This window comes from Nocardia sp. NPDC006044 (assembly GCF_042871115.1).
GTDB lineage: Bacteria > Actinomycetota > Actinomycetes > Mycobacteriales > Mycobacteriaceae > Nocardia.
On the sequence record NZ_JBIAID010000001.1, the window covers coordinates 3,719,280 to 3,746,246 of the forward strand.

General features: G+C 67.1%; 28 protein-coding genes and 1 riboswitch. Of the genes, 16 read left to right on the forward strand and 12 right to left on the reverse strand.

Annotated features, from left to right (window positions below; genetic code table 11):
- Window positions 1-98: 98 nt before the first annotated feature.
- Window positions 99-653 (reverse strand): VOC family protein, encoded by a 555-nt coding sequence (locus ACFYO1_RS17025; RefSeq protein WP_387231451.1) that lies wholly within the window; start codon window positions 651-653, stop codon window positions 99-101.
- A gap of 84 nt (window positions 654-737) precedes the next feature.
- Between ACFYO1_RS17025 and ACFYO1_RS17030 the strand changes: the two genes are divergently transcribed.
- A complete protein-coding gene (locus ACFYO1_RS17030) occupies window positions 738-1,526 on the forward strand; it encodes a helix-turn-helix domain-containing protein (RefSeq protein ID WP_387231453.1) in 789 nt (262 codons plus the stop codon).
- Between the two features lie 291 nt (window positions 1,527-1,817).
- On the opposite strand, the gene ACFYO1_RS17035 is transcribed toward ACFYO1_RS17030, so the two are convergent.
- Window positions 1,818-2,147, reverse strand: a complete 330-nt coding sequence (locus ACFYO1_RS17035; RefSeq protein WP_387231454.1) for a hypothetical protein — start codon at window positions 2,145-2,147, stop codon at window positions 1,818-1,820.
- A 454-nt stretch (window positions 2,148-2,601) separates the two neighbouring features.
- Between ACFYO1_RS17035 and ACFYO1_RS17040 the strand changes: the two genes are divergently transcribed.
- From ACFYO1_RS17040 to ACFYO1_RS17050, 3 genes are all read left to right on the forward strand, one after another.
- Complete coding sequence (locus ACFYO1_RS17040) at window positions 2,602-3,477, forward strand: maleylpyruvate isomerase N-terminal domain-containing protein (protein WP_387231456.1); 876 nt, start codon at window positions 2,602-2,604, stop codon at window positions 3,475-3,477.
- A 947-nt stretch (window positions 3,478-4,424) separates the two neighbouring features.
- Window positions 4,425-4,970: an HD domain-containing protein gene (locus ACFYO1_RS17045; protein ID WP_387231458.1), complete on the forward strand. Its 546-nt coding sequence runs from the start codon at window positions 4,425-4,427 to the stop codon at window positions 4,968-4,970.
- An 83-nt stretch (window positions 4,971-5,053) separates the two neighbouring features.
- Window positions 5,054-5,695: a class I SAM-dependent methyltransferase gene (locus ACFYO1_RS17050; protein WP_387231460.1), complete on the forward strand. Its 642-nt coding sequence runs from the start codon at window positions 5,054-5,056 to the stop codon at window positions 5,693-5,695.
- A gap of 269 nt (window positions 5,696-5,964) precedes the next feature.
- Here the strand turns inward: ACFYO1_RS17050 and ACFYO1_RS17055 are convergent, their stop codons facing one another.
- Complete coding sequence (locus tag ACFYO1_RS17055) at window positions 5,965-6,450, reverse strand: LysR family substrate-binding domain-containing protein (RefSeq protein WP_387231461.1); 486 nt, start codon at window positions 6,448-6,450, stop codon at window positions 5,965-5,967.
- Here ACFYO1_RS17055 and ACFYO1_RS17060 point away from each other — a divergent pair.
- Together ACFYO1_RS17060 and ACFYO1_RS17065 are read left to right on the forward strand one after the other, a co-directional pair.
- On the forward strand, window positions 6,443-6,712 hold the full coding sequence (locus ACFYO1_RS17060; RefSeq protein WP_387231463.1) for an acetoacetate decarboxylase family protein: 270 nt from the start codon (window positions 6,443-6,445) through the stop codon (window positions 6,710-6,712). The genes ACFYO1_RS17055 and ACFYO1_RS17060 overlap by 8 nt on opposite strands.
- Window positions 6,713-6,747: 35 nt before the next feature.
- Complete coding sequence (locus ACFYO1_RS17065) at window positions 6,748-7,332, forward strand: 3-hydroxyacyl-CoA dehydrogenase family protein (RefSeq protein ID WP_387231465.1); 585 nt, start codon at window positions 6,748-6,750, stop codon at window positions 7,330-7,332.
- Between the two features lie 48 nt (window positions 7,333-7,380).
- Here the strand turns inward: ACFYO1_RS17065 and ACFYO1_RS17070 are convergent, their stop codons facing one another.
- Window positions 7,381-7,509 carry a hypothetical protein gene (locus tag ACFYO1_RS17070; RefSeq protein ID WP_387231467.1) on the reverse strand — a complete coding sequence of 43 codons (129 nt, stop codon included), beginning with the start codon at window positions 7,507-7,509 and terminating at the stop codon, window positions 7,381-7,383.
- 184 nt (window positions 7,510-7,693) lie between these two features.
- Window positions 7,694-9,871 (reverse strand): malate synthase G, encoded by a 2,178-nt coding sequence (locus ACFYO1_RS17075; RefSeq protein WP_387231469.1) that lies wholly within the window; start codon window positions 9,869-9,871, stop codon window positions 7,694-7,696.
- 245 nt (window positions 9,872-10,116) lie between these two features.
- Between ACFYO1_RS17075 and ACFYO1_RS17080 the strand changes: the two genes are divergently transcribed.
- The 9 genes from ACFYO1_RS17080 to ACFYO1_RS17120 all read left to right on the forward strand — a co-directional run bounded on the left by ACFYO1_RS17080 (window position 10,117) and on the right by ACFYO1_RS17120 (window position 17,647).
- Window positions 10,117-10,857: an SDR family NAD(P)-dependent oxidoreductase gene (locus ACFYO1_RS17080; protein WP_387231470.1), complete on the forward strand. Its 741-nt coding sequence runs from the start codon at window positions 10,117-10,119 to the stop codon at window positions 10,855-10,857.
- Window positions 10,854-11,882 carry an alcohol dehydrogenase catalytic domain-containing protein gene (locus tag ACFYO1_RS17085; RefSeq protein ID WP_387231472.1) on the forward strand — a complete coding sequence of 343 codons (1,029 nt, stop codon included), beginning with the start codon at window positions 10,854-10,856 and terminating at the stop codon, window positions 11,880-11,882. Before ACFYO1_RS17080 ends, ACFYO1_RS17085 begins: the two co-directional genes overlap by 4 nt.
- Window positions 11,883-11,936: 54 nt before the next feature.
- Window positions 11,937-12,590 (forward strand): TetR/AcrR family transcriptional regulator, encoded by a 654-nt coding sequence (locus ACFYO1_RS17090; protein WP_387231474.1) that lies wholly within the window; start codon window positions 11,937-11,939, stop codon window positions 12,588-12,590.
- A gap of 2 nt (window positions 12,591-12,592) precedes the next feature.
- The gene (locus ACFYO1_RS17095; RefSeq protein ID WP_387231476.1) at window positions 12,593-13,882 is read left to right on the forward strand and encodes an acyl-CoA dehydrogenase family protein; all 1,290 of its coding nucleotides are present in this window, start codon (window positions 12,593-12,595) and stop codon (window positions 13,880-13,882) included.
- A 324-nt stretch (window positions 13,883-14,206) separates the two neighbouring features.
- Complete coding sequence (locus ACFYO1_RS17100; protein WP_387231478.1) at window positions 14,207-14,731, forward strand: DM13 domain-containing protein; 525 nt, start codon at window positions 14,207-14,209, stop codon at window positions 14,729-14,731.
- 115 nt (window positions 14,732-14,846) lie between these two features.
- Window positions 14,847-14,972, forward strand: a complete 126-nt coding sequence (locus ACFYO1_RS17105) for a hypothetical protein (RefSeq protein ID WP_387231480.1) — start codon at window positions 14,847-14,849, stop codon at window positions 14,970-14,972.
- Between the two features lie 45 nt (window positions 14,973-15,017).
- Window positions 15,018-15,563, forward strand: a complete 546-nt coding sequence (locus ACFYO1_RS17110; RefSeq protein ID WP_387231482.1) for an HNH endonuclease — start codon at window positions 15,018-15,020, stop codon at window positions 15,561-15,563.
- A gap of 26 nt (window positions 15,564-15,589) precedes the next feature.
- On the forward strand, window positions 15,590-15,865 hold the full coding sequence (locus tag ACFYO1_RS17115; protein WP_387231484.1) for a WhiB family transcriptional regulator: 276 nt from the start codon (window positions 15,590-15,592) through the stop codon (window positions 15,863-15,865).
- 114 nt (window positions 15,866-15,979) lie between these two features.
- Complete coding sequence (locus ACFYO1_RS17120) at window positions 15,980-17,647, forward strand: VWA domain-containing protein (RefSeq protein ID WP_387231486.1); 1,668 nt, start codon at window positions 15,980-15,982, stop codon at window positions 17,645-17,647.
- Window positions 17,648-17,680: 33 nt separating this feature from the next.
- Here ACFYO1_RS17120 and gcvP read toward each other — a convergent pair whose 3' ends face one another.
- The 7 genes from gcvP to ACFYO1_RS17155 form a co-directional block, all read right to left on the reverse strand.
- Complete coding sequence (gene gcvP, locus ACFYO1_RS17125) at window positions 17,681-20,503, reverse strand: aminomethyl-transferring glycine dehydrogenase (RefSeq protein WP_387231488.1); 2,823 nt, start codon at window positions 20,501-20,503, stop codon at window positions 17,681-17,683.
- 149 nt (window positions 20,504-20,652) lie between these two features.
- Window positions 20,653-20,752: riboswitch (glycine riboswitch) on the reverse strand.
- A gap of 246 nt (window positions 20,753-20,998) precedes the next feature.
- A complete protein-coding gene (locus ACFYO1_RS17130) occupies window positions 20,999-21,592 on the reverse strand; it encodes a MerR family transcriptional regulator (protein WP_378723367.1) in 594 nt (197 codons plus the stop codon).
- Between the two features lie 206 nt (window positions 21,593-21,798).
- Window positions 21,799-22,272, reverse strand: coding sequence for a bifunctional nuclease family protein (locus ACFYO1_RS17135; protein WP_069160942.1), 474 nt, complete (start codon window positions 22,270-22,272; stop codon window positions 21,799-21,801).
- 172 nt (window positions 22,273-22,444) lie between these two features.
- The gene (locus tag ACFYO1_RS17140; RefSeq protein WP_387231910.1) at window positions 22,445-23,245 is read right to left on the reverse strand and encodes a MerR family transcriptional regulator; all 801 of its coding nucleotides are present in this window, start codon (window positions 23,243-23,245) and stop codon (window positions 22,445-22,447) included.
- 94 nt (window positions 23,246-23,339) lie between these two features.
- Window positions 23,340-23,819, reverse strand: coding sequence for a glycogen accumulation regulator GarA (garA, locus tag ACFYO1_RS17145; RefSeq protein ID WP_150401796.1), 480 nt, complete (start codon window positions 23,817-23,819; stop codon window positions 23,340-23,342).
- Window positions 23,820-23,987: 168 nt separating this feature from the next.
- On the reverse strand, window positions 23,988-24,386 hold the full coding sequence (gcvH, locus tag ACFYO1_RS17150) for a glycine cleavage system protein GcvH (RefSeq protein ID WP_364738409.1): 399 nt from the start codon (window positions 24,384-24,386) through the stop codon (window positions 23,988-23,990).
- A gap of 81 nt (window positions 24,387-24,467) precedes the next feature.
- Window positions 24,468-25,106, reverse strand: a complete 639-nt coding sequence (locus tag ACFYO1_RS17155; protein ID WP_387231491.1) for a CDP-alcohol phosphatidyltransferase family protein — start codon at window positions 25,104-25,106, stop codon at window positions 24,468-24,470.
- 165 nt (window positions 25,107-25,271) lie between these two features.
- Here ACFYO1_RS17155 and ACFYO1_RS17160 point away from each other — a divergent pair, with 165 nt between their 5' ends.
- Window positions 25,272-26,966, forward strand: coding sequence for a GMC oxidoreductase (locus tag ACFYO1_RS17160; protein ID WP_387231493.1), 1,695 nt, complete (start codon window positions 25,272-25,274; stop codon window positions 26,964-26,966).
- The last annotated feature ends 1 nt before the right edge of the window (window position 26,967 follow it).

Below are 26,967 nucleotides of genomic sequence, written 5' to 3' on the forward strand. Positions count from 1 at the left end.
AGCTTTGAAAGCACACGCGCTGCGTTCTCGGCATCAGGACGAGATGTCGATCTCGAAAGCATATATTCGGCAAACCGCCAAACCCGATATTGACGGCACTATCGCGAGCCCGGACGCCGCACTTGCGGCAGCAGATCCGGATCGGTGAAATCCTCGGGCAGTCCGAGATCTCGAATTTGTACGCAGAGTTCGAGATTGCGCCCGTCCGGATCGAGGAAATAGAGCGAGTGGTACGGCCCGTAATCGACGGCGGCGCTCACCGCCACGCCGTGTGCGCGCAGCAGGTCGCCCGCTGCGGCCAGCGCCTGCTCGTCGGGAACGGTGAAGGCGAGATGATGGAACCCACCACCGGGACCGTCGAAGTCCGGGCCTTGATCGAACACGGCGAGATAGCTGCGATCCGCGACCCGCAGTACGTAATGCCGCGGCCGGATCATCTGTCCCGCTCTGGCCGCGACCCGACCATCCGGAGCCGGGATGTCGGAACCGTCGACGAAGTCGTCGCGCAGGGCGACCACCACCTCGAATCCCAATATTTCACAGTAGAATTCGATGAATCGTTCGAGATCGCGGGTGTACACGTTGATGTGGTTCAGTCCCGAGATAAGTTGCGGAGCGCGCGATTTCCGTGTTTCCGGATGCGTTGTCGTCATAGCTCGAGCATGATCGCGTCGCGGCACCGAGACGATTCCCGTTCAGGGAGTGGTGTCCGGCCACGAGATTCGCGAGACTTGGGCATGACCTCCGTCTCGGCCAGCCCGTTCGGGGCCCACCTGCGGCAGTGGCGACTGGTGCGCAACCTCAGTCAATTGGAGCTGGCCAGCCGGGCCGGTTCGACGCCGCGCCACATCTCCTTCCTCGAGACCGGCCGTTCGCGACCCAGCCGCGCCACGGTGCTGCACCTGGCCGAGGTCCTCGGCATTCCACCACGCGAGCACAACCATCTGCTGCGCGGCGCGGGCTTCGCCCCCAGCCGGCCCGCCGCACCGATCGATCCGCCACACCTGGCGGCGTTCACCACCGCCGTCGAGCGGCTGTTGAGCACCCACGAGCCGTTCCCGGCGCTGGTGCTCGACCCCTATTCCGAAGTCGTCGCCGCCAATCGCGCGAGCGAGCGCCTGCTGGGCCCGAACCTGCTCGGCGACAACCTGATCGAGCGTCTCGTCGTCGATCGCGCCGCCCGCGATCTGATCCTCAACTGGCCCGAGATCGCCTGCGCGCTCTTGACTCGCCTGCGCGTCCAGCTCGACCGCGCTCCGCTCGATTCCCGCCTGCGCGCCCTCCTGGACCGCACCGCCCCGGCCGTCGCCGACCTCCCCCTCCCCGAGCACACCGGAGCCCACCACCCCCTCCCGTGCCCCGCATTCCGCCTGGGCGGCAACGTCATTCACACGATCCAACTGAGCACCCGCTTCGACACCGCGTCCGACCTCGCCCTCGACGAAATGCGCGTCGAACTGTTCCACCCCCTCGACCCCACAGCAGAACAATTCTTCCGCAATCCGGCACCCGCGCCCGAGCGTTGACCGGCCGACCAGGGGCATGGGCCGGGCACGTCTACACCGCGGTTTCCGATACGCACCTGCTGGTGCGCGACGGCCGAATGGGCAACACCGCCCACACCACCTTGCCCACCGGCCATTGCGGCGCGCAGCCCCAGGCGCGCCACCCCGTCAGATCACCGAGTGGTCGGATGAGATAGGACCCGCGACACTCGGTCACCTCCCACCGTACTTCCCCACGGCTCCGCACAGTCGTTCACCTAACCGTTCATGCCCCCCTCACCGCGATCTACTGCTGCCGGCCCGCGGGCGAGTTCAGTGCCCGGCCGGATCGGTCAGCGCGCGTCCCTCCTTCGCCTTGATCCGGCGGTGCTCGAGAACGAGCCAGGCCGACCCGGTCACCAGCGCGGTCGCGCACACGATCGCGCCGATGACGGCCCATCCGTGGAAGCCGTAGCCCGCAGCGGTCAAGGTCAAACCGAGCGCGACCAGACCCAGCGCCCACAGCACGATCCCCGGGATGTTGTACCCGTCCTGGATGCCCTCTCCCGCGTGACTTCGCGTGGTCCGCGCGTCATCGGGAAAATTGTCATGGTCTTCGGCCAGGCGCCGAGTATGGCTACTGGACACTCCGTAATCGGTCACGAGATCCTCCTTCGACACGGTATGACTGGTCAGATCCCGTCTTTCCCGTTTTCCAGCCCTCGAACCTCCGTCCGAACTGCGTCCGCCGATGAGCATCCGGCCAAGACGCCCGATCCATCCGCTTCTACTGGCCGACATCTCAACGAGGACTCGTCTCCATGGCACGCAAATGGGTGGTCGCAACAAGCCTCTGCATCCTCATCGCAGCCATCGCGATCCTCATATCTCTCCGCTCGAACGATCGCGGCGACTCGGTCACGCCTCCACCGACCACCCCGGAACCAACGCTGTGGATCGAGTCCGAGTTCGGGTGACACAGCACCATCGGATCGATGCTTGGGGAACCCGCACCTCGGGTCGAATCGCATACGGAGGCAACCGAACTGGCGTATTTCGTGGGTGCATGAGTACTTCGGTCGCATAGCATTTATGCAACGGTCGGTGGGGGTGGGCGATGACGACGGTCAGCGAACGACAGTGGTGCGCGGTGCGGCATTCGCTTCGCACATCGGCCGAGCGGTTCGCGGAGCTGGTTCGTGCGGCACCTTCACCTGCGGCGATGGTTACGGCCGAGTGGTCGGTCGCCGAGATGACGGCGCACGTGGCCGCTATCGCCTCGATGTACTCCGGTCGGCTCGCCAACCGCGGCGCGGCGCCACCGGGCTCCCCGATGGCCGGCCTGGTCCCCACAGTCACAGTCGACACCGTTGCCGAGTACAACGAGGCGACGTTGCGGCAATTCACCGAGCGCAGGCCGGAGGTTCTCACGAACCAGTTGCTGACCGATGTCGACGACATCCTGCGGTTCGCCGAGCTGCTACCGGCCGACCTGCCCGTGCCCTGGCTCGGGGACGCCAGGCTCCCGGTGGCCGGCGTGCTGGCGCACATGCTGAACGAGCTGTTGGTACACGGACATGACATCGGCACCGCGCTCCGCCTTCCCTGGACGATTCCGACGACGGACGCGGCGTTGTTCGTGGACCTGTTCTTGTTCAACGTATTGGCATCGCCGGGGAGGCTGGTGCCCTCCGCTACGCAGTATCCGGACCGGATGGTGTCGGTCGAGCTGCTCTCGAAACACACCAGGCCGGCCAAAGTCGTGCTCCACCAGAGAAAGGTGTCGGTCGAGCCGCCCGATGGGCAGTGCGACGTGCGACTGCGGTTCGATCCGCCCGGCCTGGACCTGATGCTGTTCGGACGGTTGAGCCGCGCACGCGCGGCACTGACCGGCAAGGTACTCGTCACCGGCAGACGCCCGTGGTTGTTGCCCGGGTTCCTGCGCGTGGTCCGGCTACCAACCAACTCCGTGCCGCGCGGCCACTCCGAGTGACCCCGATGGCCCGCGTGAAGCCCGATCAGCGCGTGAGTGGCACAGCGATCCGGCCGGTGAACTGCGGGTCTCCGCTTCGTCGAGCATCGCGGCGGCGACGGTGTCCCTGCTCACCATGATCCGGAAGATGCTCTTGGGGGAGGTATCGAGCCCGACGGTGCGCCGATCCGGGCTGACCGGTTTGTTCGACAGCGGTCCGGCGTGGAAAACCGTCCCGCCTGCTTCGATGACCACATCAGCAACCCAACGACCATCAGCTCGCCACATAACTTGCCGGCCGAATACGGTTGAGTTCGTGAGCTGCCCAAGGGTGTGCAAGACGAAGAAATTCGGCAGCGGCAACCCGGGCTGTCCGCAACCCTGAAAGTGACATTCGCGACCGTTCCACGCCACTTTGCCTAGGCCGGAATTGCCACTGTCACCATCGATTTCGGGCCCCGCCGCCCAGGCGGAGCGACTGTTCCATCTGGCCGTAGCCGGGCTGAACCCGTAGAGCCGCTCCGACGACCTCGACGATCGATCCAAAATAGTCGGTCATGGTTTCCGGGCTGATCCTGACCGCCCAGTGATCCTGTTCACAGCCAACACGCGTCTATCCGTACTAACGTGCGGTAATCAGCTAATGATCAGCGACATACGGAGGTTGCGCTATGCGGCGTTCAGTTCTGACTCTCGCTGCGGGCGTGTCGATCGCTGTGGCGATCCCCGCGATCTCCTCGACCACCGCGCAGGCATCGCCTCCGGGTCCGTCCTTCACATTGTGCACGGTCGTGGGAATGCCGCTGATGGTCGCGACCGAGTTGACCGGTAGTCACACCAGTCCCCTCTATCCGGTCCTGCAGGCTGTCGCGCCGGTGATCTGCCCGCAGTAGCGACCCGATGCACGCAAGCTCCCAGATGGGTTCGTACCGCCTGGATTTCGCCTGTTCTCACCCCGGGAGGCCGGTATGAGCGACCCCGTCGAAACCGTTGTGCAGGAGCGGTTGTCGCCCTGGACCGGCGCGCTCGGCAAGGACCTCGAGCTCTACACCAATCACGTGCTGCGGGTGCTGAGCCTGTGCGATCTGCTCGCGCTGGGCGCGGGCGAACCCGCGCCCAGCTCCCGTGCGGAATACCTCACCGCCGCGGTCTTTCACGACCTGGGAGTCTGGACCGCAGGCACTTTCGACTATCTCGAACCGTCGGAGCGTCTCGCCGAGCAGTGGCTCACCGCGCACGACGGCGGTGCGCAGATCCCGCTGGTGATCGCGATGATCGATGAACACCATCGGATCCGGGCCGCGCGCGACCCGCGTCCGCAAGTCGAGATCTTCCGGCGTGCGGACACCATCGACGCCACCGCCGGCGCTCGCCGGTTCGGCGTATCTCGCCGCGACTACCGCGCGATCGTGCGGCGTTACCCCAGCGCCGGGTTCTATCGACGGCTCGCGCGGCTGGCCGCCGACCGCGCACGCGCGCATCCACTTTCACCGCTACCGATGGTCAAGTGGTGAAACATATCTCGGCCGACTGGGATAATGATGCAAAAATTGCCTATCTCTATCTTGTCGCGCTGTAGCGGGCTAGCGTGAGGGGTATGTGTAGCCCGTTCTTCGGCACCTGGTACTCGGCGATGATGACCGTGGCCGAGCCGGTCTTCATCCGGCCCACGCGGAACACACTGCTCGCCGGCGCCCGCGGCCGAGTATTGATCATCGGACTGGGTCCTGGACATGACCTGCCCTACCTGCCCGACGCTGCCACCTCGGTCACGGCGGTCGAACCCAACCCGACGATGCGAGCAGTCGCCGCCGCCCGAGCCCAGCGACACGGCATCGCGGTCGACATCCACGCCGCGTTCGCCGAGGATCTGCCCTTCGCCGACAACAGCTTCGACACGGTAGTCCTGCCACTGGTGCTGTGCAGCGTGCAAGACATGTCAGCCGCCCTCGCCGAAGTACGACGCGTCCTACAGTCGGACGGTCAGGTGCTGGTGCTGGAGCACGTGCACGCCGGAAGCGAAGGCCCGTTGAATCGGGTGATCGGCGCGACACAGGATGCCATGGAACGGCCATGGATGGCGCTGACCGACGGCTGCCATCCCAACCGCCGCACGCAAGAAGCCTTGCGTAAGGCGCAATTCGACGTAAGCGGCCTACGCCGGGTAGTGCCTCGCGGACTGGTCCCGAGCCCGATGAGCATCCTGCTCGTCGGCCGTGCGTTTCCGGCCGCAGCGTAGCGGCGGACTCGGGTGCGACGAGGGGTTCGAATAGTTCGGCGGGCCCATCGGGGATCGCCTTGGGCCGCAGCGCCTGCCACGGTGGCACCTACGAACCCTGACGCAAATCTACGACCGCCGCGACTCGCACATGGTAGGTGTCGGAGTAGCTCCTCGGAAGGCCAAGGGACCGAGACCGTTTCGGCTCTCCGGATGCTCCTGCCATGTCGATGGTCTTGTAGGGCAGCGGCATTCGCCGCGTCAACCGTTCACCGGCCGGCCCGATCCGCTCAGGCCAGTCGGGCGGCTAGTTTCAGGAAGCGCTGCACCGCGAGATCCGCGCTATTGCGGCCGACGGCCACCAGGGTGATCTCGGTGAACTTCGGCGGCTTGTGCAATGGGACGTAGGTGACGCCCGGGAATGGAATGGGCGGCATGAGGGCCACGCACAATCCTGCGGCGACGTAGCTGAGCAGGCCGATGGTGGCATCGGCGTTGGCGTAGTCGCGCGGGGTGAAACCGGCTTGGCGGCATGCTAATTGGATTTGCTGGGCGAGCTCGGGAATTTTGGGTCCGGGCAGGATGAAGTTCTCATCGCGCAGCGCGGACAGATCTATCGCGTTGCGCCCGGCCAGCGGATGGGTCTGTGGAAGAGCGGCCGAAAGACGTTCGTACCCGACGGTGGTGACGGTGAGGTCGGCAGTGCCGGGCGCGGGGGCGCGCAGTACAGCCAGATCGAGGGCGTCGGCCCGCACCATCTCCACCAGTGTGGCCACCCTGACCAAGCCCACTTACGCAGTCAAGACCATTCCCGGCCACAACGCGCAGTTGCTGTCGGTCGACCTGGTGCGCACCGAGATCACCGACATCGTGGTCAAGGAGGCATGGCGTGGCCCGGCCCGCCTCGACCTGGTGCCGCATGTGATGGCCCCGCTCGCCGACCTGCCGGTGCTCGAGGTGCTCGAGGGCCAGCACATCGTGACCGATCTGGATCTGCGGCTGTTCGAACCCGTACACAACTACTACACCGGCGCGTAATTCTTCGCGAAAACTATTGCAGGAGCGTGTTTCCCATGACTTTCACCGTTCCCACCGACTACACCTCCCGACCCGCCGTCGTCATCGGCGCCGGCACCCTTGGCCGCCGCATCGCGCTCATGCTGGCCAGCGGCGGCGGCACAGTCCGAATCTACGATCTCGTTCCCGACTCGCGCCAGGCTGCCGAGAAGTACGTCATCGACACCCTGCCCACGGTCGTCGCCGGCCGCGCTGGTGCACGGGCAGGCACCGTGTCGAGCACCGGCGATCTCGCCGAGGCCCTCCATGACGCGTGGCTGGTAGTCGAGGCCGTCCCGGAGCGCCTCGACCTCAAGAAGGAGGTTTTCGGCCAGCTCGACGAGCTCGCCGCGCCGGATGCCATTCTGGCCGGCAACTCCTCCTCGTACGCGAGCCGACTCTTTCTGGAAAACGTGAAACACCCTGAGCGCGTGCTGAATACGCACTTCTACATGCCACCCGAGCAAAACGCGGTGGATGTCATGTCCAGCGGGCAAACCGACCGCGCAGTCATGGACTTCGTCCTGAAGACTCTTCCGGAATTCGGTGTCTACCCGTTCGAAGCCCGCAAGGAGAGCACCAGTCGGCGGCCCGGCCGGTGACAACTCCGGCGACCCATTCGGCCTTCTCCTGGATCTCGTCGGTATGGATTACCGGACGGTCGAGCGCCGGATGGTGGACGCCGAGCAGACGCTCGAAAAGCGATGAACTCGAGGCATCGCGTCGGTCAGCGCGATGATCATCAGCTCTTTCAGACGCTCGACTTTGCCGGTGCGCATCCAACGTTCTCCCAACCGTCGAGTTCGATTGCCGACACAGCCTATGCGTCTCCGTCGTCGAGGCGGATCCTCTCCTGTGACCGGTTTGAGCGTGACGGTCCGGTATTACCGCTGATCTCCAGGTAGGGCAAAAGGCTCCGCACCGGGCATTACCGGTGCGGAGCCTCGTGAAGAAAATGGCACCCTACTTGTTGGCCGCCTTCGCCTCACGACGACGGCGATGCAGGATCGGCTCGGTGTACCCGTTCGGCTGCTTGGTGCCCTCCAGGATCAGCTCCTTGGCGGCCTGGAACGCGATGCTGCCGGCGAAATCCGGGGCCAGCGGGTGGTAGTTCGCGTCGCCCGCGTTCTGCCGGTCCACGACCGGGGCCATCCGTTCGAGGCTGGCCACCACCTCGTCCTCGGAGACGATGCCGTGGCGCAGCCAGTTGGCCACGAGCTGGCTCGAAATGCGCAGGGTCGCACGGTCTTCCATGAGCGCGACGTCCTCGATGTCGGGCACCTTGGAGCAGCCGACGCCCTGATCGATCCAGCGCACCACGTAGCCGAGGATCGACTGGGCGCTGTTGTCGAGCTCCTGCTGCTTCTCCTCGGCGGTCCAGTTCGGGGCCGCGGCGAGGGGGATCTCCAGGATCTGATCGACGGTGGCGCGCCGGCCGCCCGCGAGGATCTCCTGCTGCCGCTCCAGCACGTTGACCTGGTGGTAGTGCGTGGCGTGCAGGGTGGCGGCGGTCGGCGACGGCACCCACGCAGTGTTGGCGCCTGCCTTCGGGTGCCCGATCTTCTGCACCAGCATGTCGGCCATCAGGTCCGGCATGGCCCACATGCCCTTGCCGATCTGCGCCTTGCCGGGCAGCCCGGTGGCCAGGCCGGTATCGACGTTCCAGTCCTCGTAGGACTTGATCCACTGCTGGGCCTTCATGTCGGCCTTGCGGACCATCGGCCCGGCCTCCATGGAGGTGTGGATCTCGTCGCCGGTGCGGTCGAGGAAGCCGGTGTTGATGAACACCACGCGCTCGGCGGCGGCCTGGATACAGGCCTTGAGGTTGACCGTGGTGCGGCGTTCCTCGTCCATGATGCCGACCTTGAGCGTGTTGCGCGGCACGCCGAGCACGTCCTCGATCCGGCCGAACAGCTCGCTGGTGAACGCGACCTCGTCGGGGCCGTGCATCTTCGGCTTCACGATGTAGACCGAGCCGGTGCGGCTGTTCTTCAGCTCGGTGTCGCCACGCAGCGAGTGCGTCGCGATGAGCGAGGTGACGAGGCCGTCGAGGATGCCCTCGGGGACCTCGTTGCCGTCCTTGTCCAGGATCGCGTCGCTGGTCATCAGGTGACCGACGTTGCGCACGAACAGCAGCGAACGACCGTGCAGCACAAGCTCACTGCCGTCGAGCGCGGTGTAGACGCGGTCCGGGTTCATGGTGCGGGTGAAGGTCTTGTCGCCCTTGCTCACCTTCTCGGTGAGATCGCCCTTCATCAGGCCGAGCCAGTTGTGGTAGCAGAGGACCTTGTCCTCAGCGTCCACGGCGGCGACCGAGTCCTCGAAGTCCATGATCGTGGTGACCGCGGACTCCAGCACCAGGTCCTTGACGCCCGCGGTGTCGGTGCTGCCGACCGGCGACTCCGGGTCGATCTGGATCTCGATGTGCAGCCCGTTGTGCTTGAGCAGCACCGCGGTCGGCGATTCCGGATCGCCCAGGTAGCCGACGAGCTGCGACGGATCGGCCAGGCCGATCTCGGTGCCGTCCTCCAGGCCGACCTCGAGCTCACCGTCGACGATCTTGTAGGAGGTCGAGCCGATGTGCGAGCCGGTGATCAGCGTCGCGGAGTCGTCGAGGAAGTTGCGCGCCCACTCGATGACCTTGTCACCGCGAACCTTGTTGTAGCTCTTGCCCTTTTCCGCGCCGTTCGCCTCGGAGATTGCGTCGGTGCCGTACAGCGCGTCGTAGAGCGAACCCCAGCGCGCGTTGGCGGCGTTGATCGCGAAGCGCGCGTTCATCACCGGCACCACGAGTTGGGGGCCTGCGGTGGTGGCGATCTCGGTGTCCACGTTCTGGGTGGTGATCTGGAAATCGGCGGGCTCCGGACGGAGGTAACCGATTTCGCCGAGGAAGCTCTTGTAGGCGGCCTTGTCGTAGTTGGCGCCGGGATGTTCGGCGTGCCACGCGTCGACCTTGCCCTGGATCTCGTCGCGCTCGGCGAGCAGCGCGCGGTTGCGCGGCGCGAGATCGTTGATGACCTGCTCGGCTCCGGCCCAGAACGCGGCGGAATCTACGCCGGTTCCGGGGAGCGCCTCGTTCTCGATGAACTCGTGGAGAACGCTGGCCACCTGAAGCCCGCCGACCTGAATCCGCTCTGTCATCTACTGCCTCACTTCTGAGAAAGCCGGGTGGGAAAGACGCATACATGTTACCCGTGGGTAGTGATACCACCCTGTAGCGGGTCGAACGCGGCGTCTCGCCGATATGTTCCGGCGCGCCGATCGTGAGGGGATCGATCAGTCGGCGCGTCGTGCCGTGTCGGCGGTCGGCCGGACAACTCCTTGATTCTATCGGCGCGGAGATTTAATGTACTGATCGGAACATTTTCTGATCGGCAGGAGTGTGTGTGTCGCTCACGGACAAGGTCGTCGTGGTCACCGGCGGCAGCCGGGGACTCGGCAGGGAGATGGTGCTCGCGTTCGCGGCGGCGGGCGCGGATGTGGTGATCGCCAGCCGCAAGCTCGACGATTGCGTGGCGCTGGCCGACGAGGTGACCAACGCCCACGGCCGCCGCGCGCTGCCGGTGGCCTGCAATGTCAGCGACTGGGCGCAGTGCGACGCGCTCGTGGAGACCACGTACGCCGAATTCGGCCGGGTCGATGTGCTGGTGAACAACGCCGGCCTCTCCCCGCTGTACCCGAGCCTGGATCAGGTCTCGGAATCGCTGTTCGACAAGGTGATCGGCGTGAATCTCAAAGGGCCGTTCCGGCTTTCATCGCTGATCGGCACCCGGATGGCGGCCGGCGGCGGCGGTTCGATCATCAACATCTCCTCGATCGAGGCGGTCCGCCCGGCGCCGTTCGCGCTGCCCTACGCCGCGGCCAAGGCCGGATTGAACACGCTCACCGCGGGTCTCGCGCAGAGTTTCGGACCGACGGTGCGGGTCAACACGATTCAGTGCGGCGCCTTCGCCACCGACATCTCGAAGGCCTGGCCGGACGAGGTCCGCACCCAGATCACCTCGCTCAACGCGCAGCACCGTGTCGGCGAACCCGGCGAGATCGTCGGCGCCGCACTGTTCTTCGCCACGGACGCCTCCGCGTTCTGCACGGGCGCCACCCTGGCACTGGACGGCGGTTGGCGATGAAGGCGCTGACTTATCAAGGCCCGCGGCAGATCTCGTACTCCGACGTGCCCGATCCGGTCCTCACCGCGCCGGACAGCGCGATCATCCGGGTCACCGCGACCGGTATCTGCGGCAGCGACCTGCACATCTACAGCGGCCACGGGTTCACCGACCAGGTCGGCTACAGCGTCGGGCACGAGGCGGTCGGGGAGATCGTCGAACTCGGCCCCGAGGTGCACGGCCTGTCGATCGGCGACCGGGTGCTGGTGTCCGCCTCGGCCGGGTGCAGCCGATGCGCGAAGTGCCGGGCCGGCATCGTCGCGGCCTGCGAGCGCACTCCGCTGGCGATCGACGCCTGCTACGGGCTCGGCGGGGCGCTGCCCGGCGGCCAGGCGCAGTTGCTGGCGGTCCCGCACGCCGAGGGAAACCTGGTGCCGCTGCCCGAGAGCGTCAGCGACGCGGCCGCGGTCGTGCTCACCGACAACGCGCCGACCGCCTGGTACGGCGCCCGCCGCGCGCGCATCGCGCCCGGCGACACGGTGGTGGTCATCGGGCTCGGGCCGGTCGGGCTGATGGCGATCCAGTCGGCGTTCGCGATGGGCGCGGCGCGCGTGCTCGGCGTCGACCTGATCGACGAACGCCGCAAGCAGGCCGCCGAACTCGGAGCCGAACCGGTCGAGGCGGACGACCCGAAGCTCGCGATTCGCGACATGCTCGGTGGCGGCGCGGATGTCGCGATCGAGGCGGTCGGCGCGGACGCCACCATCAAGCTGGCGATCAGTGCGGTCGGGCACCGCGGGCGGGTGAGCGTGATCGGCGTCAACCAGAACCGCGCGTATCCGTTCCACATGCCGCTGGCCCAGGTCAAAGAGCTCGAATTCCACATCGGGCTGTGTTCGATCCAATACGAGCTGCCGACCCTGCTGAAGCTGACCGCGGCCGGCCGGTTGCGCCCGGAATTCGTGGTCACCCATCCACTTCCGATGTCCGAGGGCGCGGACGCCTATCAGCTGTTCGCCGAACGCGCGGACGGCGTGAGCAAGTAGTCCTGGACCCGGCCCGATGAGCACCACGACGCACCGCGAGCGCGGTTCCGGCCCATGACGAGCGGTTCCGATATCGCCCCCACCCGCAGGCGCGGCCGCCCGCCCGCGGCCGAATCGTCGGCGGGCGACACCCGCGAGCGCATCGTGCGCGCCGCCGTGGAACTGTTCGCGGAGAAGGGATTCCACGGCACCGGCGTCGCGGAGATCGGCGACCGCGCCGACGTGCAGCGCGGCGCGCTCTACTACCACATCGGCTCCAAGGAGGAACTGCTCTGGCAGATCCTGCACGACTACATCCAGCTGATGCTGGTCGACGCCGAACGCATCACCTCCGGCGCCGACGACCCGATCACCAAGCTGCGCAAGCTGATCCACAGCCACGTCGGCCTGATCATCGATCATCGCCGTGAGGTCGCGATCCAGCTCCGCGACGTCACCGCGCTCAGCGGCGAACGCGGCGCGCAGCTGCAAGAACTGCGCGATCGCGTGCAACACTGCTGGCAGCGGACGATCGACGCGGGCCACGCCGCCGGGCTGCTGCGCACCGACGACCACGTGGTCACCAACAGCGTGCTCGGCATGCTGAACATGGTGACCTTCTGGTACCGGCCACACGGCGGGCACACCCCCGCCGAGATCGCCGACATCCTCGCGACCACGTTCCTCGACGGCGTGGTGACCACGTCCGACAACCACACGAAAGGCTGACCATGGCTTGGGATTTCGAGACCGACCCGGACTTCCAGCAGAAGCTGGACTGGGCGGCGGAATTCGTCCGCACCGAGGTGGAGCCCCTCGACCTGCTCTACCCGAACCCGTACGACCGCACCGACAAAGAGGCGATGGCGCTCATGCGCCCGCTCAAGGAGCAGGTGAAGGCGCAGGGGCTGTGGGCATGTCACCTCGGTCCCGAGCTCGGCGGCCAGGGCTACGGGCAGATGAAGCTGGCCCTGCTCAACGAGGTGCTCGGCACGTCGTTCTGGGCGCCGTCGGTATTCGGTTGCCAGGCACCGGATTCCGGCAACGCCGAGATCCTCGCGCACTACGGCACCCCGGAGCAGAAGGCGAAGTATCTGGAGCCGCTGCTGGCCGGTGAGATCGGCTCCTGTTATGTGATGACCGAACCCACCGGCGGCTCGGACCCGACGACGTTCAAGACCACCGCGGTGCGCGACGGCGACCACTGGGTGATCAACGGCGAGAAGTGGTTCAACTCGAACGCGCAGTTCGCCAGCTTCCACATCGTCATGGTGGTCACCAACACCGAAGTCAGTGCGTACCAGGGCATGTCGATGTTCATCGTGCCCGCCGACACCCCGGGCCTGGAGATCGTCAAGAACTTCCACGTGCACGGGTTCAGCGAGCACGAGGGACACCTGCGCTTCACCGACGTCCGCGTGCCCGCCGACCACCTGCTCGGCGCCGAGGGACAGGGCTTCATCGTGGCGCAGACCCGCCTCGGCGGCGGCCGCGTGCACCACGCGATGCGCACCGTCGCGCTGGTGCGCAAGGCCTTCGACATGATGGCCGAGCGGGTCGTCTCCCGCCCGATGCGCAAGGGCCCGCTGGCCGGCCTGCAGATGACGCAGGAACGCATCGCGGACAGCTGGATCGAGATGGAACAGTTCCGCCTGCTCGTCCTGCGCACCGCGTGGCGCATCGACAAGGAACAGGATTATCTCAAGGTGCGCAAGGACATTGCCGCCATCAAGGTCGCCATGCCCAAGGTCATGCACGACATCGCCCAGCGCGCACTGCACCTGCACGGCGCCATCGGCGTCAGCACCGACCTCCCGTTCGTCGACATGATGAACTACGCCGAGGTGATGGCGATCGCCGACGGCCCCACCGAGGTACACAAGATCACCCTGGCCAAGGAGGTCCTGAAGGACTACGCGCCCGGCGATCCGGTGTACCCGAGCGGCTACCGCCCCGCCCTGCGCGAGAAGGCCCGTGAACTGGTCGCGGACCGCCTCGAACACATCGTCGGCAACCTGTAGGCGCCGGACGTCGGGCCTCGGCGGGATGAGTCGAGGCCCGGAGCCGTCCCAAGCGACAGATAGGGAGTCCTTCGCACAGCTCCTTCGTACCCCGCATACTCCCCAGCACGCTGCGGCGTATGCGATTGCTGCACTATGTATGCGAGGCGCGAAAGTCCCTACGGCACGGTCGAATTCACCAGTCGCGCTGCCGAGGTGCTCGCCACCGCGAACGCCGGAAACCCAGGTCGACGTCAGCAATTGGTCACAATTGAGCACCTGGAAATCGATGCTCACCCGTGTTCAATGAGAGACAACGTCTGTCGCGCCACCCGGAGGGCACCCATGGTTTCCGCACGCAAGATCGCCCGATCCCCCATCACGTGGACGCTGGCCGTTCTCCTGATCGTCGGGCTCGGCGTCGGCTTGGCGCTGGCGCAACCGTGGCGCCTGTTCACCAACACCACCGTCAACGAGGCCGCACCCTCCGCCGCCGCGCCCGGCCAGCCCGCGCAACCGCGCACCCTGGCCACAGGCACCCTCATCTCCCACGAGCACGACACCTCCGGCACCGTGCGAATCCTCCAGTTGCCCGACGGCACCCGTGTGCTCCGGCTCGAAGACCTCGACACCTCCGACGGCCCCGACCTGCACGTATGGCTCACCGACGCCGAGGTGGTCGAGGGCAAGGCCGGCTGGTTCGTCTTCGACGACGGCACACACACCGACCTCGGCAGCCTCAAAGGCAACAAGGGCAGCCAGAACTACGTCCTGCCCGCCGACACCGATCTGACCGCGTTCACCAGCGTCACCATCTGGTGCCAGCGGTTCCACGTTTCGTTCGGCGCCGCCCAGCTACAGAACGCCTGACCCGCGCCCGGAAATAAATGACCCGACAGCGGTAGGCCCGTTATGTCACCATGGAATTCGACGATGATCACCAGGTAGCGGTGATCCACGAGCACGCGGAAAGGAGGAGGTGGCCATGCGCGTATACGACCCGATTCGGGCGAACGCCGAAGCGGCACAACGGTTGTCGACCATGAAACCAGCATTCGACCGGCAGCTGCGCAGCGGAAACGACGACGGCTGCCTCCCGGCCGGTAACTGACCGCCCCTTCCCCCGCTCGACCCTTCCCGAAACATGGTGATTCCCATGACATTCCGCTATGCCGCCAACCCGGCGATGCTGACCGCAGACAACTGGATAGACACCGGCGTGCTGGTGCTGAACGCCTCCTACGAGGCGCTCCACGAGATCAGCGCCGACCGGGCTGTCGTGCTGCTGACGAGCGGCGCCGCGGAGTCGATCGCCGACCGGGCGCCGCAGTTCCTGATCCGGTCCCAGCACGTCGAGCTACTGCTGCCGGAGACCATCCGGCTGCTGCGCTACGTCTACCTCGAGCACTCCGCGCGGGTGCACGACGAGAGCCGGGCCACCCTGGCCGGCGTGCTGCGCCGGGACAGCCACCGGTGCGGCTACTGCGCCGCCTGGGCCCGCACCGTCGACCACATCCGGCCGCGCAGCCGCGGCGGCCCGAACACCTGGAGCAACCTCGTCGCCTGTTGCGGCCCGTGCAATACCACCAAGGCCGACCGCACCCCCGAGGAAGCGGGCATGCGGCTGCTCTGGCAGCCCAAGGCACCCAACCACCAGGCCAGGCAACAGCGGCGGATCTGGAAGCAGCTCGCCGCCACCTGAACCATCCGAGAAAGGAGAGGATCGCGATGACCATCCGCACCGAGACCAGCGCGGTCGTGGAACTGACCCTGGCCGAGCTGCTTCCGCTCTCGGACTCCCGAGAGTGGCATCGCGCCGCCTGCCGGGGCGATCCGCAGCACGAGGCGTGGTTCCCGTACCCGTCGCAGGACTTCGACTACGCCCGCGGCATCTGCGCGGGCTGCCCGATCCGCGTGGCCTGCGGTGAATTCGCCGCCCGCACCGGCCAGTCCGGCGTCTGGGGCGGCCACGAGTTCGACCGCGGGCAGCTGATCCGCCCGTGAATCCCGCCGCCGTGTCCGCCCCGGACACGGCGGCCGGCGGACACGGCCTACGGCACGCCGGTGAGGGCAACCTCGACGCGGCCGCAAATCGCCGGTGAACATACACTGTGCACCGTGGGCACTCATCGCAGCGGAACCAGATCCCGGGGCGTCAGCAAAGGTCCGGTTATCGCAGTGGTGGCCATCGTGCTGCTCGTCGCCGGGGTCGTCGGATGGTTCCAGTTACGGGATCGGGCGGCCGACGAGGACAGCGCCGCGGCCGCGGCATGCGTCTCCGGCGCGTCGACGCTCTACGTCACCGCCGATCCGGACATTGCCGCGCAGGTCAAAGGCGCCGCGGACCGGTACAACGCGACCAAGCCGAAGGTGCGGGATCACTGCGCGCAGGTGGTCGTGACGGCGCAACCGTCCGCCGCGATCGTCGCCGCGTTCACCAACGGCAAGCCGTGGGACCAGAACCTCGGCCCGCAGCCGGTGCTCTGGATCCCCGATTCCACCCGTTCGATCGAGTCCATGCGGGTGCCGGGAATGATCGAGGGCACGCCCGCGCCGGTCGCGGTGAGCCCGATCGTGCTCGCGGTGCCGGACGAATTGCGCGGCGCGCTGGAACAAGCCAACACCACGTGGGCGGATCTGCCACGGCTGCAACAAGGTTCGCTCAAAGACGTCGGGCTGTCCGGCTGGGGCGGCCTGCGCATGGCACTACCGCCCGGGGACGCCTCGCTCGCCGCCGCCGTGGCGGTGGGGTCCGCGGTATCCGGCGCGGAACCGCTCACCGAGCAGGCCGCGCAGTCGGGCCAAGCCGTCGCGGCGATCTCCGGTCTCGCCGCCGAGGCGCCGGAGGCGGCCGATACCGCCGCGGCGTTCGGCATTCTCGCCGGCGCACCGCAGCAGGCCACCGTGCACGCGGTCGCCACCACCGAGCAGCAGGCGAAAACCCAAGCGGGACTTACGGTCTTCCGGCCGTCCGGCGCGGCGCCGGTCGCCGATCACCCGGCGGCGCTGATGTCCGGGCCCTGGGTCGACAAGACACAGAACCTGATCGGCGGACTGTTCGCGGACTACCTGCGCGCACCTGAGCAGGTATCGGCCTTCACCGCGGCGGGTTTCGGCACCGCACCCGCCGCCACCCCCGCACCGCCGCGCGCAGCCCTCGACAAAGTCCGTGCCACCCTTGCCAATCCGGTGCTCGGCGTGCAATCCACCGTGCTGGTCGACGTCTCCTCGTCCATGTCGACCACCGACGGTTCGATGACCCGGCTGGCGAATGTCGTCGGCGCGCTGAGCTCAACGCTGACGGTGATGCCACCGGACTTCGGCCTCGGCCTCTGGACATACGGCAAAAACCTCGACGGCACAACGCCTTACAAGGTACAGGCCGCCACCGCCGCGCTCACCGACGATCAGCGCACCAAGATCAGCAACGCGCTCGGCGCCATCAAGGCCGGTGAGGTCAAGGCCGACCAGGCGTACCCGACGCTGATCGCCGCGTACAAGAGCGCGGTCAACGGATACACCCCCGGCCGAACGAATTCCGTGCTCCTCATCACCGACGGCCCCGAGGACGACTCGACGGTCACCGGCGCGAAACTCGCCGCCGAAATGTCCGCCGCGATCGACAAGGCGCACCCGGTCCGCGTGGACATCATCGTGATCGGCGGCCAGGGCACGCAGACGCTGAAAAGCATCGCCGAGCAGTCCGGCGGCACGTACACGAAGGTCACCACCTCCGACGACCTCAGCTTCGGGTCCGCAGTGGTTCAGTCGCTGACGACCCCCTGAAGACGCAGACAAGGGCGCCCTCCGTGCCGACGGTCAGTCGGCGTACGCCTCGATCGGGGGGCAGGAGCAGACCAGGTTGCGGTCGCCGTACGCGCCGTCGATCCGCCGGACCGGCGGCCACACCTTGGGCCGCGGGTGGCCGAGACCCCGTGGGTACACAGCGGTTTCGCGGCTGTACGGGTGATCCCACTCGCCGACCAGGCTCGCCGCGGTGTGCGGCGCACCGCGCAGCGGGTTGTCGGTCACCGGCCACACGCCCGCCGCGACCTGATCGATCTCCTTGCGGATCGCGATCATCGCCTCGATGAAATCGTCCAGCTCGTCCAGGTTTTCGCTCTCGGTCGGCTCGACCATCAGCGTGCCCGCGACCGGGAAGCTCATCGTCGGCGCGTGGAACCCGTAGTCCGCCAGGCGCTTCGCCACATCGTCGACGGTGACGCCGGTCTGCTTGGTGATATCGCGCAGATCCAGGATGCACTCGTGCGCGACCATCCCGTGCTCGCCGGTGTAGAGCACCGGGAAGTACTCGTCGAGCCGGCGCGCGATGTAGTTCGCCGAGGCGATCGCGGTCAGCGTCGCGTCGCGCAGGCCGTCCGCGCCCATCATCCGGATGTAGGCCCAGGTGATCGGCAGGATCGAGGCGGAGCCGTAGTTGGCCGCCGACACCGCGTGCGAGTCGGTCACCAGCGGATCGCCGGGCAGGTAGGGCGCGAGGTGCGACCGGACCGCGACCGGACCGACACCGGGCCCGCCGCCGCCGTGCGGGATGCAGAACGTCTTGTGCAGGTTCAGATGGCTCACGTCGCCGCCGAACCGGCCCGGACGGGCAAGTCCGACAAGCGCGTTCAGGTTCGCGCCGTCGACGTACACCTGACCGCCCGCGTCGTGCACCAGCGCGCACAGCTCGGCGACCTCGTGCTCGTACACACCGTGCGTGGACGGGTAGGTGATCATGATGCAGGCCAGCCGGTCGGCGTGGTCGGCGATCTTGGCCCGCAGGTCGTCCAGGTCGACGTCGCCGTTGTCCCGGCACTTGACCACCTCGACGCGCAGCCCGGCCATCGCCGCCGAGGCCGCGTTGGTGCCGTGCGCGCTGGACGGGATCAGGCAGGTATCCCGGTGGGTGTCACCACGATCCAGGTGATAGCGGCGGATCGCCAGCAGGCCGGCGTACTCGCCCTGGCTGCCCGCGTTGGGCTGCAGGCTGACCGAGTCGTAGCCGGTGATATCGGAGAGCCACTGCTCCAGGTCGTGGATCACCTGCAACAGGCCGGGTGCGTCCTCGACCGGCGCGTACGGGTGCACGCGGGCGAAGCCGGGCCAGGTGATGGCCTCCATCTCCGCGGTCGCGTTCAGCTTCATGGTGCAGGAGCCGAGCGGAATCATGCTGCGGTCCAACGCGATGTCCTTGTCGGACAGCGAACGCAGGTAGCGCAGCATCGCGGTCTCGGTGTGGTACTTGGTGAACGCCGGATGGTCGAGGAACTCGGAGGTCCGGTTCTCGATCTCGACCGCGGGCGCCGGGTCGCGCTGCTCGGCCGACAGTGTGGTGCCGAAGGATTCGAGCACCGCCGCGACGTGTGCCTCGGTCGTGGCCTCGTCGCAGGCGATGCCGACGTGATCGGCGTCCACCAGGCGCAGGTTGATCCCGCGCGACTTCGCCTTCGCCACAACGGCTTCCGCACCGCCGGGCACGTGCGCCAGCACGGTGTCGAAGAACGTGTCGTGCACGACCGCGCCGTCCAGGCCGGCGGCGATGGTGGCGGCGTGCCGATGCACCCGGCGCGCGATGTCGCGCAGGCCGTCGGCGCCGTGGTAGCTCGCGTACATGGCCGCGACGATCGCCAGCAGCACCTGCGCGGTACAGATGTTGGAGGTGGCCTTCTCCCGGCGGATGTGCTGCTCGCGCGTCTGCAGCGCCAGCCGGTAGGCCACGTCGCCGTCCGCGTCCACCGAGACGCCGACCAGCCGGCCGGGCAGCTGCCTGGCATACGCGGTGCGCACGGCCAGATAACCCGCGTGCGGGCCGCCGAAGCCGAGCGGCACACCGAAACGCTGGGTGGTGCCGAAGCAGACGTCCGCGCCCTGGTCGCCCGGGGACGCGATCAACGTCATCGCCAGCAGGTCCGCGCCCACCGCGACCAGCGCGCCGCGCTCGTGCGCGGCGCCGATCAGCGACGTCCAGTCCACTACCCGGCCGGACGCGCCCGGCGCCTGCACCAGCACACCGAAGAATTCACCCTCGGGCAGCTCGCCGGCGGACAGATCCGCCGGCACCAGCTCGATGCCGAGCGGCTGCGCGCGGGTGGTCAGCACGGTCTTGGTCTGCGGGAACAGGTCGGTGTCGATGACCAGCCGCGTCGACTTGGACCGGCTCGCCCGCTGCAACAGCGTCATCGCCTCGGCGGCGGCGGTGGCCTCGTCCAGCATCGACGCGTTCGCCACGTCCATCCCGGTCAGCTCGGACACCATGGTCTGGAAGTTGAGCAGCGCCTCCAGCCGGCCCTGGCTGATCTCCGGCTGGTAGGGCGTGTACGCCGTGTACCAGGCCGGGTTCTCCAGCAGGTTGCGTACCAGCACCGGCGGGGTGAGGGTGTCGTAGTAGCCGAGCCCGATCATCGAGGTGGCCACGGTGTTGGAGTGGGCGAGCCCGGCGAGTTCGGCCAGCACCTCGTGTTCGGTTGCGGCAGGCGGCAATCCGGCCAGGCCGGACCCGTCGAGGATGGTGGCGGGCAACGCCTTCGTGGCGAGCTCGTCGAGCGAGCCGACGCCGACGACGTCCAGGATCCGGGCGATCTCGCCCCGGTCGGGTCCGATGTGGCGGTCGGCGAATGAGCGAGTCACGGCAGCTCCCATAGGGTTCGGGCGGGTCGACAGGGGTCGACGGTTACCAGCCCTCCCCCTCTGTCGTGTTGCCTGAGAGATTCGGACGCGCGACCGCAATGAAGGTCGAGCCCCTTTCCCCATGGGCGGGCGGCCCGAAGCCACCGCTTTCCAGAGGCGCCCAAGCCCGCACGGTCCCTGATGCCTGAGAGATTGACGGGGAGGTGCTGCTCCTTCGGCGCCCGGACTCTGTCGAACCCGGGACTCTCCCGCACGGCGTTGGCGCGCCACCAGTTTAAGCCGACGACACGCCAGAACGTGTCACTGGTCCCTTCCCTGCGGGTGTCGCGCTGGTCACGTCGGTATGCGGGAGCTCTGGACGATCACATCGATAGATGCGCATATCTACTTAACACTATGTTTTGACACAGTCCGAGCTGTCGCCATCGAAAACCAGATGCCGCCCAGCACAACACCCCGCTACCCTGAGTTCTGCCGGGGCGGCGGGGTGTTGTCGGTTGTCTGTTCTTATCCGGTCTTGCGGCTCATCCGGGCCTTACGCCGGTAGGACAGTTCGTCCTCCGGCCGCTCGGTCACCGCGGACGCGCGTTCGGCCGGGAAGTTGGCGATGGCGCCGGTGAGTTCGTGCATGGCGCCGCTGATCGCGATGCCGAACACGCCTTGCCCGCCCTGCAGTAAATCGACTACCTCCTCGGCCGAGGTGCACTCGTACACCGAGGTGCCGTCGGAGAACAGGGTGATCCCCGCGAGGTCCTGCACTCCCCTGCTGCGTAGATGGTCGACCGCGATCCGGATGTTCTGTAGCGAGATGCCCGCGTCGAGCAGCCGCTTCACGATCTTCAGGACCAGGATGTCCTTGAACGAGTACAGGCGCTGGCTACCCGAGCCGGCGGCGCTGCGAATGGAGGGCACGACCAATCCGGTCCGTGCCCAGTAATCGAGCTGCCGGTAGGTGATCCCGGCCACCTGGCATGCACTGGGAACCCGGTAGCCGACCAGATCGTCGGGAACCGAGTCGTCCGGGAACAGGCCTGGCTGCACCACATTTTGCGATTCCTCTGCCACTGACCACTCCCTTGCTCCGCCGACCGCTGGCCTCATCGATGACCCGGCTCCGCTTCGACCACTGCTCATACTGACGACCTGGCCAAAACGGACGTGGCCCAACTATCGAGATTACTCCCCTGATTGTCCAGGGAGCACCATCGTCCGGCCAAACGCGACGCGCGGTTAAAGTCTCAAGCTCTGGTTAAGGGACGATCCCCCGGTCAGCCCGCGAAAACGCCGGATTGCCGGAAAGGTCCTGTTCAGCTATCCGTGGCCTTGAAATCGTCGGGCGAGACCGACTCGAGGAACTCCTTGAACTTCTCCACCTCGTCCTCGCGCTCGTCCGGCATCACCAGCCCGGCCTCCTCGAGCACCGGCTCCTCGGCGTAGATCGGGCAACCCACCCGCAAGGCGATCGCTACCGAATCCGACGGCCGCGCCGAGATGTGCAGATCGTTCTCGAAGACCAGGTCCGCGTAGAACGTGCCCTCCTGGAGATCCACGATGCGCACCTCCTTGAGGGTGTGCCCGAGCTCGGTGATCAGGATCTTGATCAGATCGTGGGTCAGCGGGCGGATCGGGGTCACCCCCTCCTGCTCCAGCACGATCGCCGTCGCCTCGGCCTGCCCGATCCAAATCGGTAGATACCGGTCCCCCGACACCTCGCGGAGCAACAGCACGGGCTGATTCTGTGGCTGCTCGACACGAATGCCGATGACACGCATTTCACTCATCGCACTGCCTCCCAATATCCGCCGGCCGCCCGGCACGACCACCGCCCAGCTCGCCGTACCAACGAGTCTAGGCGAACCCGCGCGGGTGCAGCGATCGGTGTGCAAGCCGAAATCGGCGTGTTGGATGACCGAAACATGACACCGATTCCGCGTCAACGGGCCGACGGGATGTTCAGCCGCCCAGCGACGTCCGCACCGACGACTTCACCAGACAGGCGTGCAACGTCAGCGACAGCGCCGCGAGTTCACGCACCGTTTCCTCGGCTCTGGCCCGCGCACCGGCGTCGCGGCTCTTCGCGATCGGGGCGGCGATCTGCGCGACCAGCGCGGCCTCCCGATCGGCGGCCAGCTTGAACGCGCGCAAATGCCGTGCCTCCAAACCGAATTCGGCCATCGCCTTGGCGGTCCGGGCCAGCGTCACCGCGTCGCCGTCGAAGAATCCGGCGGCGCCGGGGGTGATCAGGTTCGCCCGGATCAGATCGTTGAGAAACGCCTCGTCGATGTCGGCCTGGGCGAGCAGATCCGCGCGGGTGAGCCGGATTTCGTGATCGAAGCGCAGATCGTCGGGGGAAATCTCGCTGGGCACCACGCCGAGCCTCCTCGGCGCGATGGCGCCGTTTCTGTTCCCGCCGGATGCGACCGGGTGCTCGGAGCCGGCGGTCGCTGCCGCCGGCTCCGACGCACCCGTATGGCCCGAATGCGCCCGGGCGCGGGCTTCCCGCACACCGAGCGTCGCCGCACCGCTGTCGATCGCTTCGAGTTGTTCCTTGATCACCTTCAACGGCAGGTACTGATCGCGTTGCGCGGTCAGCACGAACCGAAGCCGCTCACAGTCGGCGACGGAGAATCTGCGGTAGCCCGAGGGCGTGCGCTCCGGCCGAATGAGGCCCTCCGCCTCCAGGAAGCGGATCTTCGAGATGGTGACGTCCGGAAAGTCCGGGCGCAGCAGGTCGAGCACGGAGCCGATCGACATGCCTCCGCGCGCCCACTGCGCCGCACCTGTCACGGCGTTGAGTCCTTCATGACCCCGAGCCCTTCATGAGGTGAAAGAACCCAGCGCCGCGTGCTCATAGGCTCCCTGCACCCGCCGAGTCGTTCTGCGCCCGCGGTCCGGTGAGGAACACCAGGCGGAACTTGCCGATCTGCACCTCGTCGCCGTTCTGGAGTTCCGAGGAGTCCACCGGCTCCCGATTCACATAGGTGCCGTTCAGGCTGCCGACATCGACAACCTGGAACGAATCGTCGTCCTGACGGAACTCGGCGTGCCGACGGCTGACGGTGACGTCGTCGAGAAAGATGTCACTGTCGGGGTGGCGGCCCGCCGACGTAGTCGGCTGATCCAGCAGGAACCGCGAGCCCGCGTTCGGACCGCGCTTGACGACCAGGAGGGCCGCACCAACGGGCAGACCCTCGACCCCTTGGACCGGCTGTTCGCCGGTCGGCTCTCCGGAGCGCGACGCGTCGACCTCGTTCAGGAAATCCGCGCGGAAGACCGACGTCGTCTCGGCCGCGGTCTCCCCGTAACCCGGGTCTTTGTTCTCGCTCACCGTTTCTCTCCTCCTCGAACCTGATTATCCATGCAAGCAGGTGATACCTGTGGCACCACGACCTGCCGTCGAGTCCCTAGATTCCCGACAATGGCTGTCGGCGCATCTGTTGGCATTGACCGTACCCTGCCAGGGCGTGCCCGTGCAGGTAGAACCGGGAAGGCTGATTCAGCCCCCGATAACTCCTTGATAACCTGCCGCATCCAACAGTTCATCAAGGGTCTTGTCGAGGCCGGCGGCGTCCGCGACCTCGAGTTCGAACAGCCATCCGTCGCTGTACGGATCGGTGTTCAGCGTCTCCGGCTCCTGCACCAGAACCTCGTTCACCGCAACAACTTTCGCTGCGATCGGCGCGTAGATGTCGGACACGCTCTTGGTCGACTCGACCTCCGCGATGCTGTCCCCCACGGCGACGTCCTTGTCCGTTTCGGGCAGCTGCACGAACACAACGTCACCGAGCTGGGACTGGGCATAATCGGTGATGCCCACCCGAACCCGGGTCGGGCCGATCCGCTGCACCCACTCGTGCTCCTCGGTGTAGCGCAGATCTTCGGGGGTCTGGGTCACAGGCCGTCCGTCCTTTCCATTGTGATCGTGTGGGCGCAACTCTATGCGAGGCCCGAGCCGATCTTCGACTCGACGCCTCGGTCAGCTCGGCCGGTGTGCCACAGCCGGTATCGAGCGAGCGACCGCGATCGCCTTACCGGTGTAGAGCAAGCCGGTCCATACATACACCGCCGTGCCCCAGACCAGTAATGCCCCGCCGAAGGCCCGCCCGAAACCGTCGAGCGCCCAATCCATCTCCCCGGCCAGCAGCCAGACGAACGCCGACATCAACGCGAAGGTGGCCGCCTTGCCCAGATAGATGACGTCGGGCGGGGGCAGATCGCGGCGTTTGTAGACCGAAAGCGTGAGGGTGAGCACCAGATCGCGGCCGACCAGAAGCACCGCCACCCACCACGGGATCAGGCCGCGCAGCACGAACGCCACCAGCGTCGTCACCAGGTACAACCGGTCCACGAACGGGTCGAGCAGGGCGCCGAGGCGGGAGGACTGATCGAGCAGGCGGGCCAGCTTGCCGTCCAGGAAGTCGGTCAGGCCGCTGGCGAAGGCCAGCACGAACGCCCAGCCGTCGGCGTGTTCGACCAGCAGCAGCCAGAGGAACAGCGGAACACCCAGCAGGCGGACGAAACTCAGGACGTTCGGGACCGTGAGGATGCGGTCGTCGAAGACGCCGCCGGTGTCGGCGCGCCCCTCCGGTTCCGTTGTGCCCGATTCGGTTGTCACGCCCCGTGCTTACCGCACCGACCCCGGTCGACGCCATCCGGGCACGCCGGTTTTCTCGATATCTCCGGGCAAGGATGGTTTCCGCCACAGACCGGCGGTGACAGAATGAGTATGAAATCATCTCATCTGTCGGTACGGTGAACGTCCGGTGAGCGAGAGGAAGTCATGCCCGCATTCGACTACGACGTGGTGGTGATCGGTTCCGGCTTCGGCGGCAGCGTCAGCGCCCTCCGATTGACCGAGAAGGGGTATCGGGTCGGCGTGCTCGAGGCGGGCAGACGCTGGCCCGCCGAGGACATCCCGCGCACGAATTGGAATGTGCGCAAGTCGATCTGGGCGCCGCGACTGGGTCTGACCGGGCCGCAGCGGATCAGCGTGCTCGGCAAGTGCGCGGTGTTCTCCGGCGCGGGCGTCGGCGGCGGTTCGCTCATCTACGGCAACACCCTCTACGAGCCCCTGCCGAACTTCTACACCGATAAGCAGTGGGCGCATATCACCGACTGGCGCGCCGAGCTGGCGCCGTATTACGACCAGGCCCAGCGGATGCTCGGCGTGGCGCCGAACCCGCGGATGACCCCGGCCGACGAGGTGATTCGCGAGATCGCCGACGACCTCGGCGTGGCCGACACCTTCCACCCGACGAACGTCGGCGTGTTCTTCAACGAGAGCGACCCGGGCGCAGAGGTCGACGACCCCTATTTCGGCGGCGTCGGCCCGCGCAGGCGCGGATGCGTGCACTGCGCGCAATGTTTCACCGGCTGCCCGAACAACGCCAAGAACACCACCACCACGAACTATCTGTACCTGGCCGAACAGGCGGGCGCCGAGGTGCACCCGCTGACCACCGCCACGTCCGTGCGGCCCCTGGCGGACGGCGGCTTCGCCGTCGAGACCGAGCGTTCGGATCGCTGGATCCGCAAGCAGCGCAGGACCTTCACCGCCGAGCAGGTGGTGTTCGCCGGCGCCGCGCTCGGTACCCAGAAGCTGCTGCACAAGATGCGCGACGACGCGGTGCTGCCGAATCTGTCGCCCCGGCTCGGCGAGCTGACCCGCAGCAACTCCGAGGCGATCCTCAACGTGGTGAGCCGCACCCGCCGCGATTTCGCCGAGGGCATCGCGATCACCTCCTCGATCCACCCGGCCGCGGACACTCACATCGAGGTCTGCCACTACGGCAAGGGACAGAACGCGCTGTTCCCGATGTCGGTGCCGATCGTCGACGGCGGGGCGTTCCGGTTCCTGCGCTTCCTGCTGGCGATGGTGGTGCACCCGCTGGTGTTCCTGCGCAGCCTCAACGCCAGGCGCGCGTCGGAGAAGTCGGTGATCCTGCTGGTCATGCAGTCGCTGGACAACTCGCTGACCTCGTTCCGGCGGCGCGGGCTGCTCAAGACGAAACAGGGCACCGGCGAACCGAATCCGACCTGGATCCCGATGGCGCACGACATCGGGCGGCGCTTCGGCGAGAAGGTGCACGGCGATACGCACGGGCTGGTGATGGACGTGTTCAACATTCCGGCGACCGCGCACTACATCGGCGGCTGCGTCATCGGGGACAGCCCGGAGACCGGCGTGGTCGACCCGTATCAGCGGGTGTTCGGCCATCCCGGCCTGCATGTCGCGGACGGCTCGGCGGTGACCGCGAACCTGGGCGTCAACCCGTCGCTCACCATCACCGCGCAGGCGGAGCGGGCAATGGCGTTCTGGCCCAACAAGAACGAGGCCGATCCGCGGCCCGAACTCGGGACCGCGTATCAGCGGATCGCGCCCGTGGCGCCGAATCGGCCGACGGTGCCCGCCGCCGCGCCGGGCGCGTTGCGGCTGCCGATCACCCCGGTCGATCCCCCGGTGCCCGCCACCTGAG

Excerpts from the sequence above, each read along its gene's own strand:
- ACFYO1_RS17025 (WP_387231451.1), bottom strand. The coding sequence starts at position 653 with ATGACGACAACGCATCCGGAAACACGGAAATCGCGCGCTCCGCAACTT.
- ACFYO1_RS17030 (WP_387231453.1), top strand. The coding sequence starts at position 738 with ATGACCTCCGTCTCGGCCAGCCCGTTCGGGGCCCACCTGCGGCAGTGG.
- ACFYO1_RS17040 (WP_387231456.1), top strand. The coding sequence starts at position 2,602 with ATGACGACGGTCAGCGAACGACAGTGGTGCGCGGTGCGGCATTCGCTT.
- ACFYO1_RS17045 (WP_387231458.1), top strand. The coding sequence starts at position 4,425 with ATGAGCGACCCCGTCGAAACCGTTGTGCAGGAGCGGTTGTCGCCCTGG.
- ACFYO1_RS17050 (WP_387231460.1), top strand. The coding sequence starts at position 5,054 with ATGTGTAGCCCGTTCTTCGGCACCTGGTACTCGGCGATGATGACCGTG.
- ACFYO1_RS17065 (WP_387231465.1), top strand. The coding sequence starts at position 6,748 with ATGACTTTCACCGTTCCCACCGACTACACCTCCCGACCCGCCGTCGTC.
- ACFYO1_RS17070 (WP_387231467.1), bottom strand. The coding sequence starts at position 7,509 with ATGCGCACCGGCAAAGTCGAGCGTCTGAAAGAGCTGATGATCATCGCG.
- ACFYO1_RS17075 (WP_387231469.1), bottom strand. The coding sequence starts at position 9,871 with ATGACAGAGCGGATTCAGGTCGGCGGGCTTCAGGTGGCCAGCGTTCTC.
- ACFYO1_RS17085 (WP_387231472.1), top strand. The coding sequence starts at position 10,854 with ATGAAGGCGCTGACTTATCAAGGCCCGCGGCAGATCTCGTACTCCGAC.
- ACFYO1_RS17090 (WP_387231474.1), top strand. The coding sequence starts at position 11,937 with ATGACGAGCGGTTCCGATATCGCCCCCACCCGCAGGCGCGGCCGCCCG.
- ACFYO1_RS17095 (WP_387231476.1), top strand. The coding sequence starts at position 12,593 with ATGGCTTGGGATTTCGAGACCGACCCGGACTTCCAGCAGAAGCTGGAC.
- ACFYO1_RS17100 (WP_387231478.1), top strand. The coding sequence starts at position 14,207 with ATGGTTTCCGCACGCAAGATCGCCCGATCCCCCATCACGTGGACGCTG.
- ACFYO1_RS17105 (WP_387231480.1), top strand. The coding sequence starts at position 14,847 with ATGCGCGTATACGACCCGATTCGGGCGAACGCCGAAGCGGCACAACGG.
- ACFYO1_RS17110 (WP_387231482.1), top strand. The coding sequence starts at position 15,018 with ATGACATTCCGCTATGCCGCCAACCCGGCGATGCTGACCGCAGACAAC.
- ACFYO1_RS17115 (WP_387231484.1), top strand. The coding sequence starts at position 15,590 with ATGACCATCCGCACCGAGACCAGCGCGGTCGTGGAACTGACCCTGGCC.
- gcvP (WP_387231488.1), bottom strand. The coding sequence starts at position 20,503 with ATGGGAGCTGCCGTGACTCGCTCATTCGCCGACCGCCACATCGGACCC.
- ACFYO1_RS17130 (WP_378723367.1), bottom strand. The coding sequence starts at position 21,592 with ATGAGGCCAGCGGTCGGCGGAGCAAGGGAGTGGTCAGTGGCAGAGGAA.
- ACFYO1_RS17135 (WP_069160942.1), bottom strand. The coding sequence starts at position 22,272 with ATGAGTGAAATGCGTGTCATCGGCATTCGTGTCGAGCAGCCACAGAAT.
- ACFYO1_RS17140 (WP_387231910.1), bottom strand. The coding sequence starts at position 23,245 with ATGTCGATCGGCTCCGTGCTCGACCTGCTGCGCCCGGACTTTCCGGAC.
- ACFYO1_RS17160 (WP_387231493.1), top strand. The coding sequence starts at position 25,272 with ATGCCCGCATTCGACTACGACGTGGTGGTGATCGGTTCCGGCTTCGGC.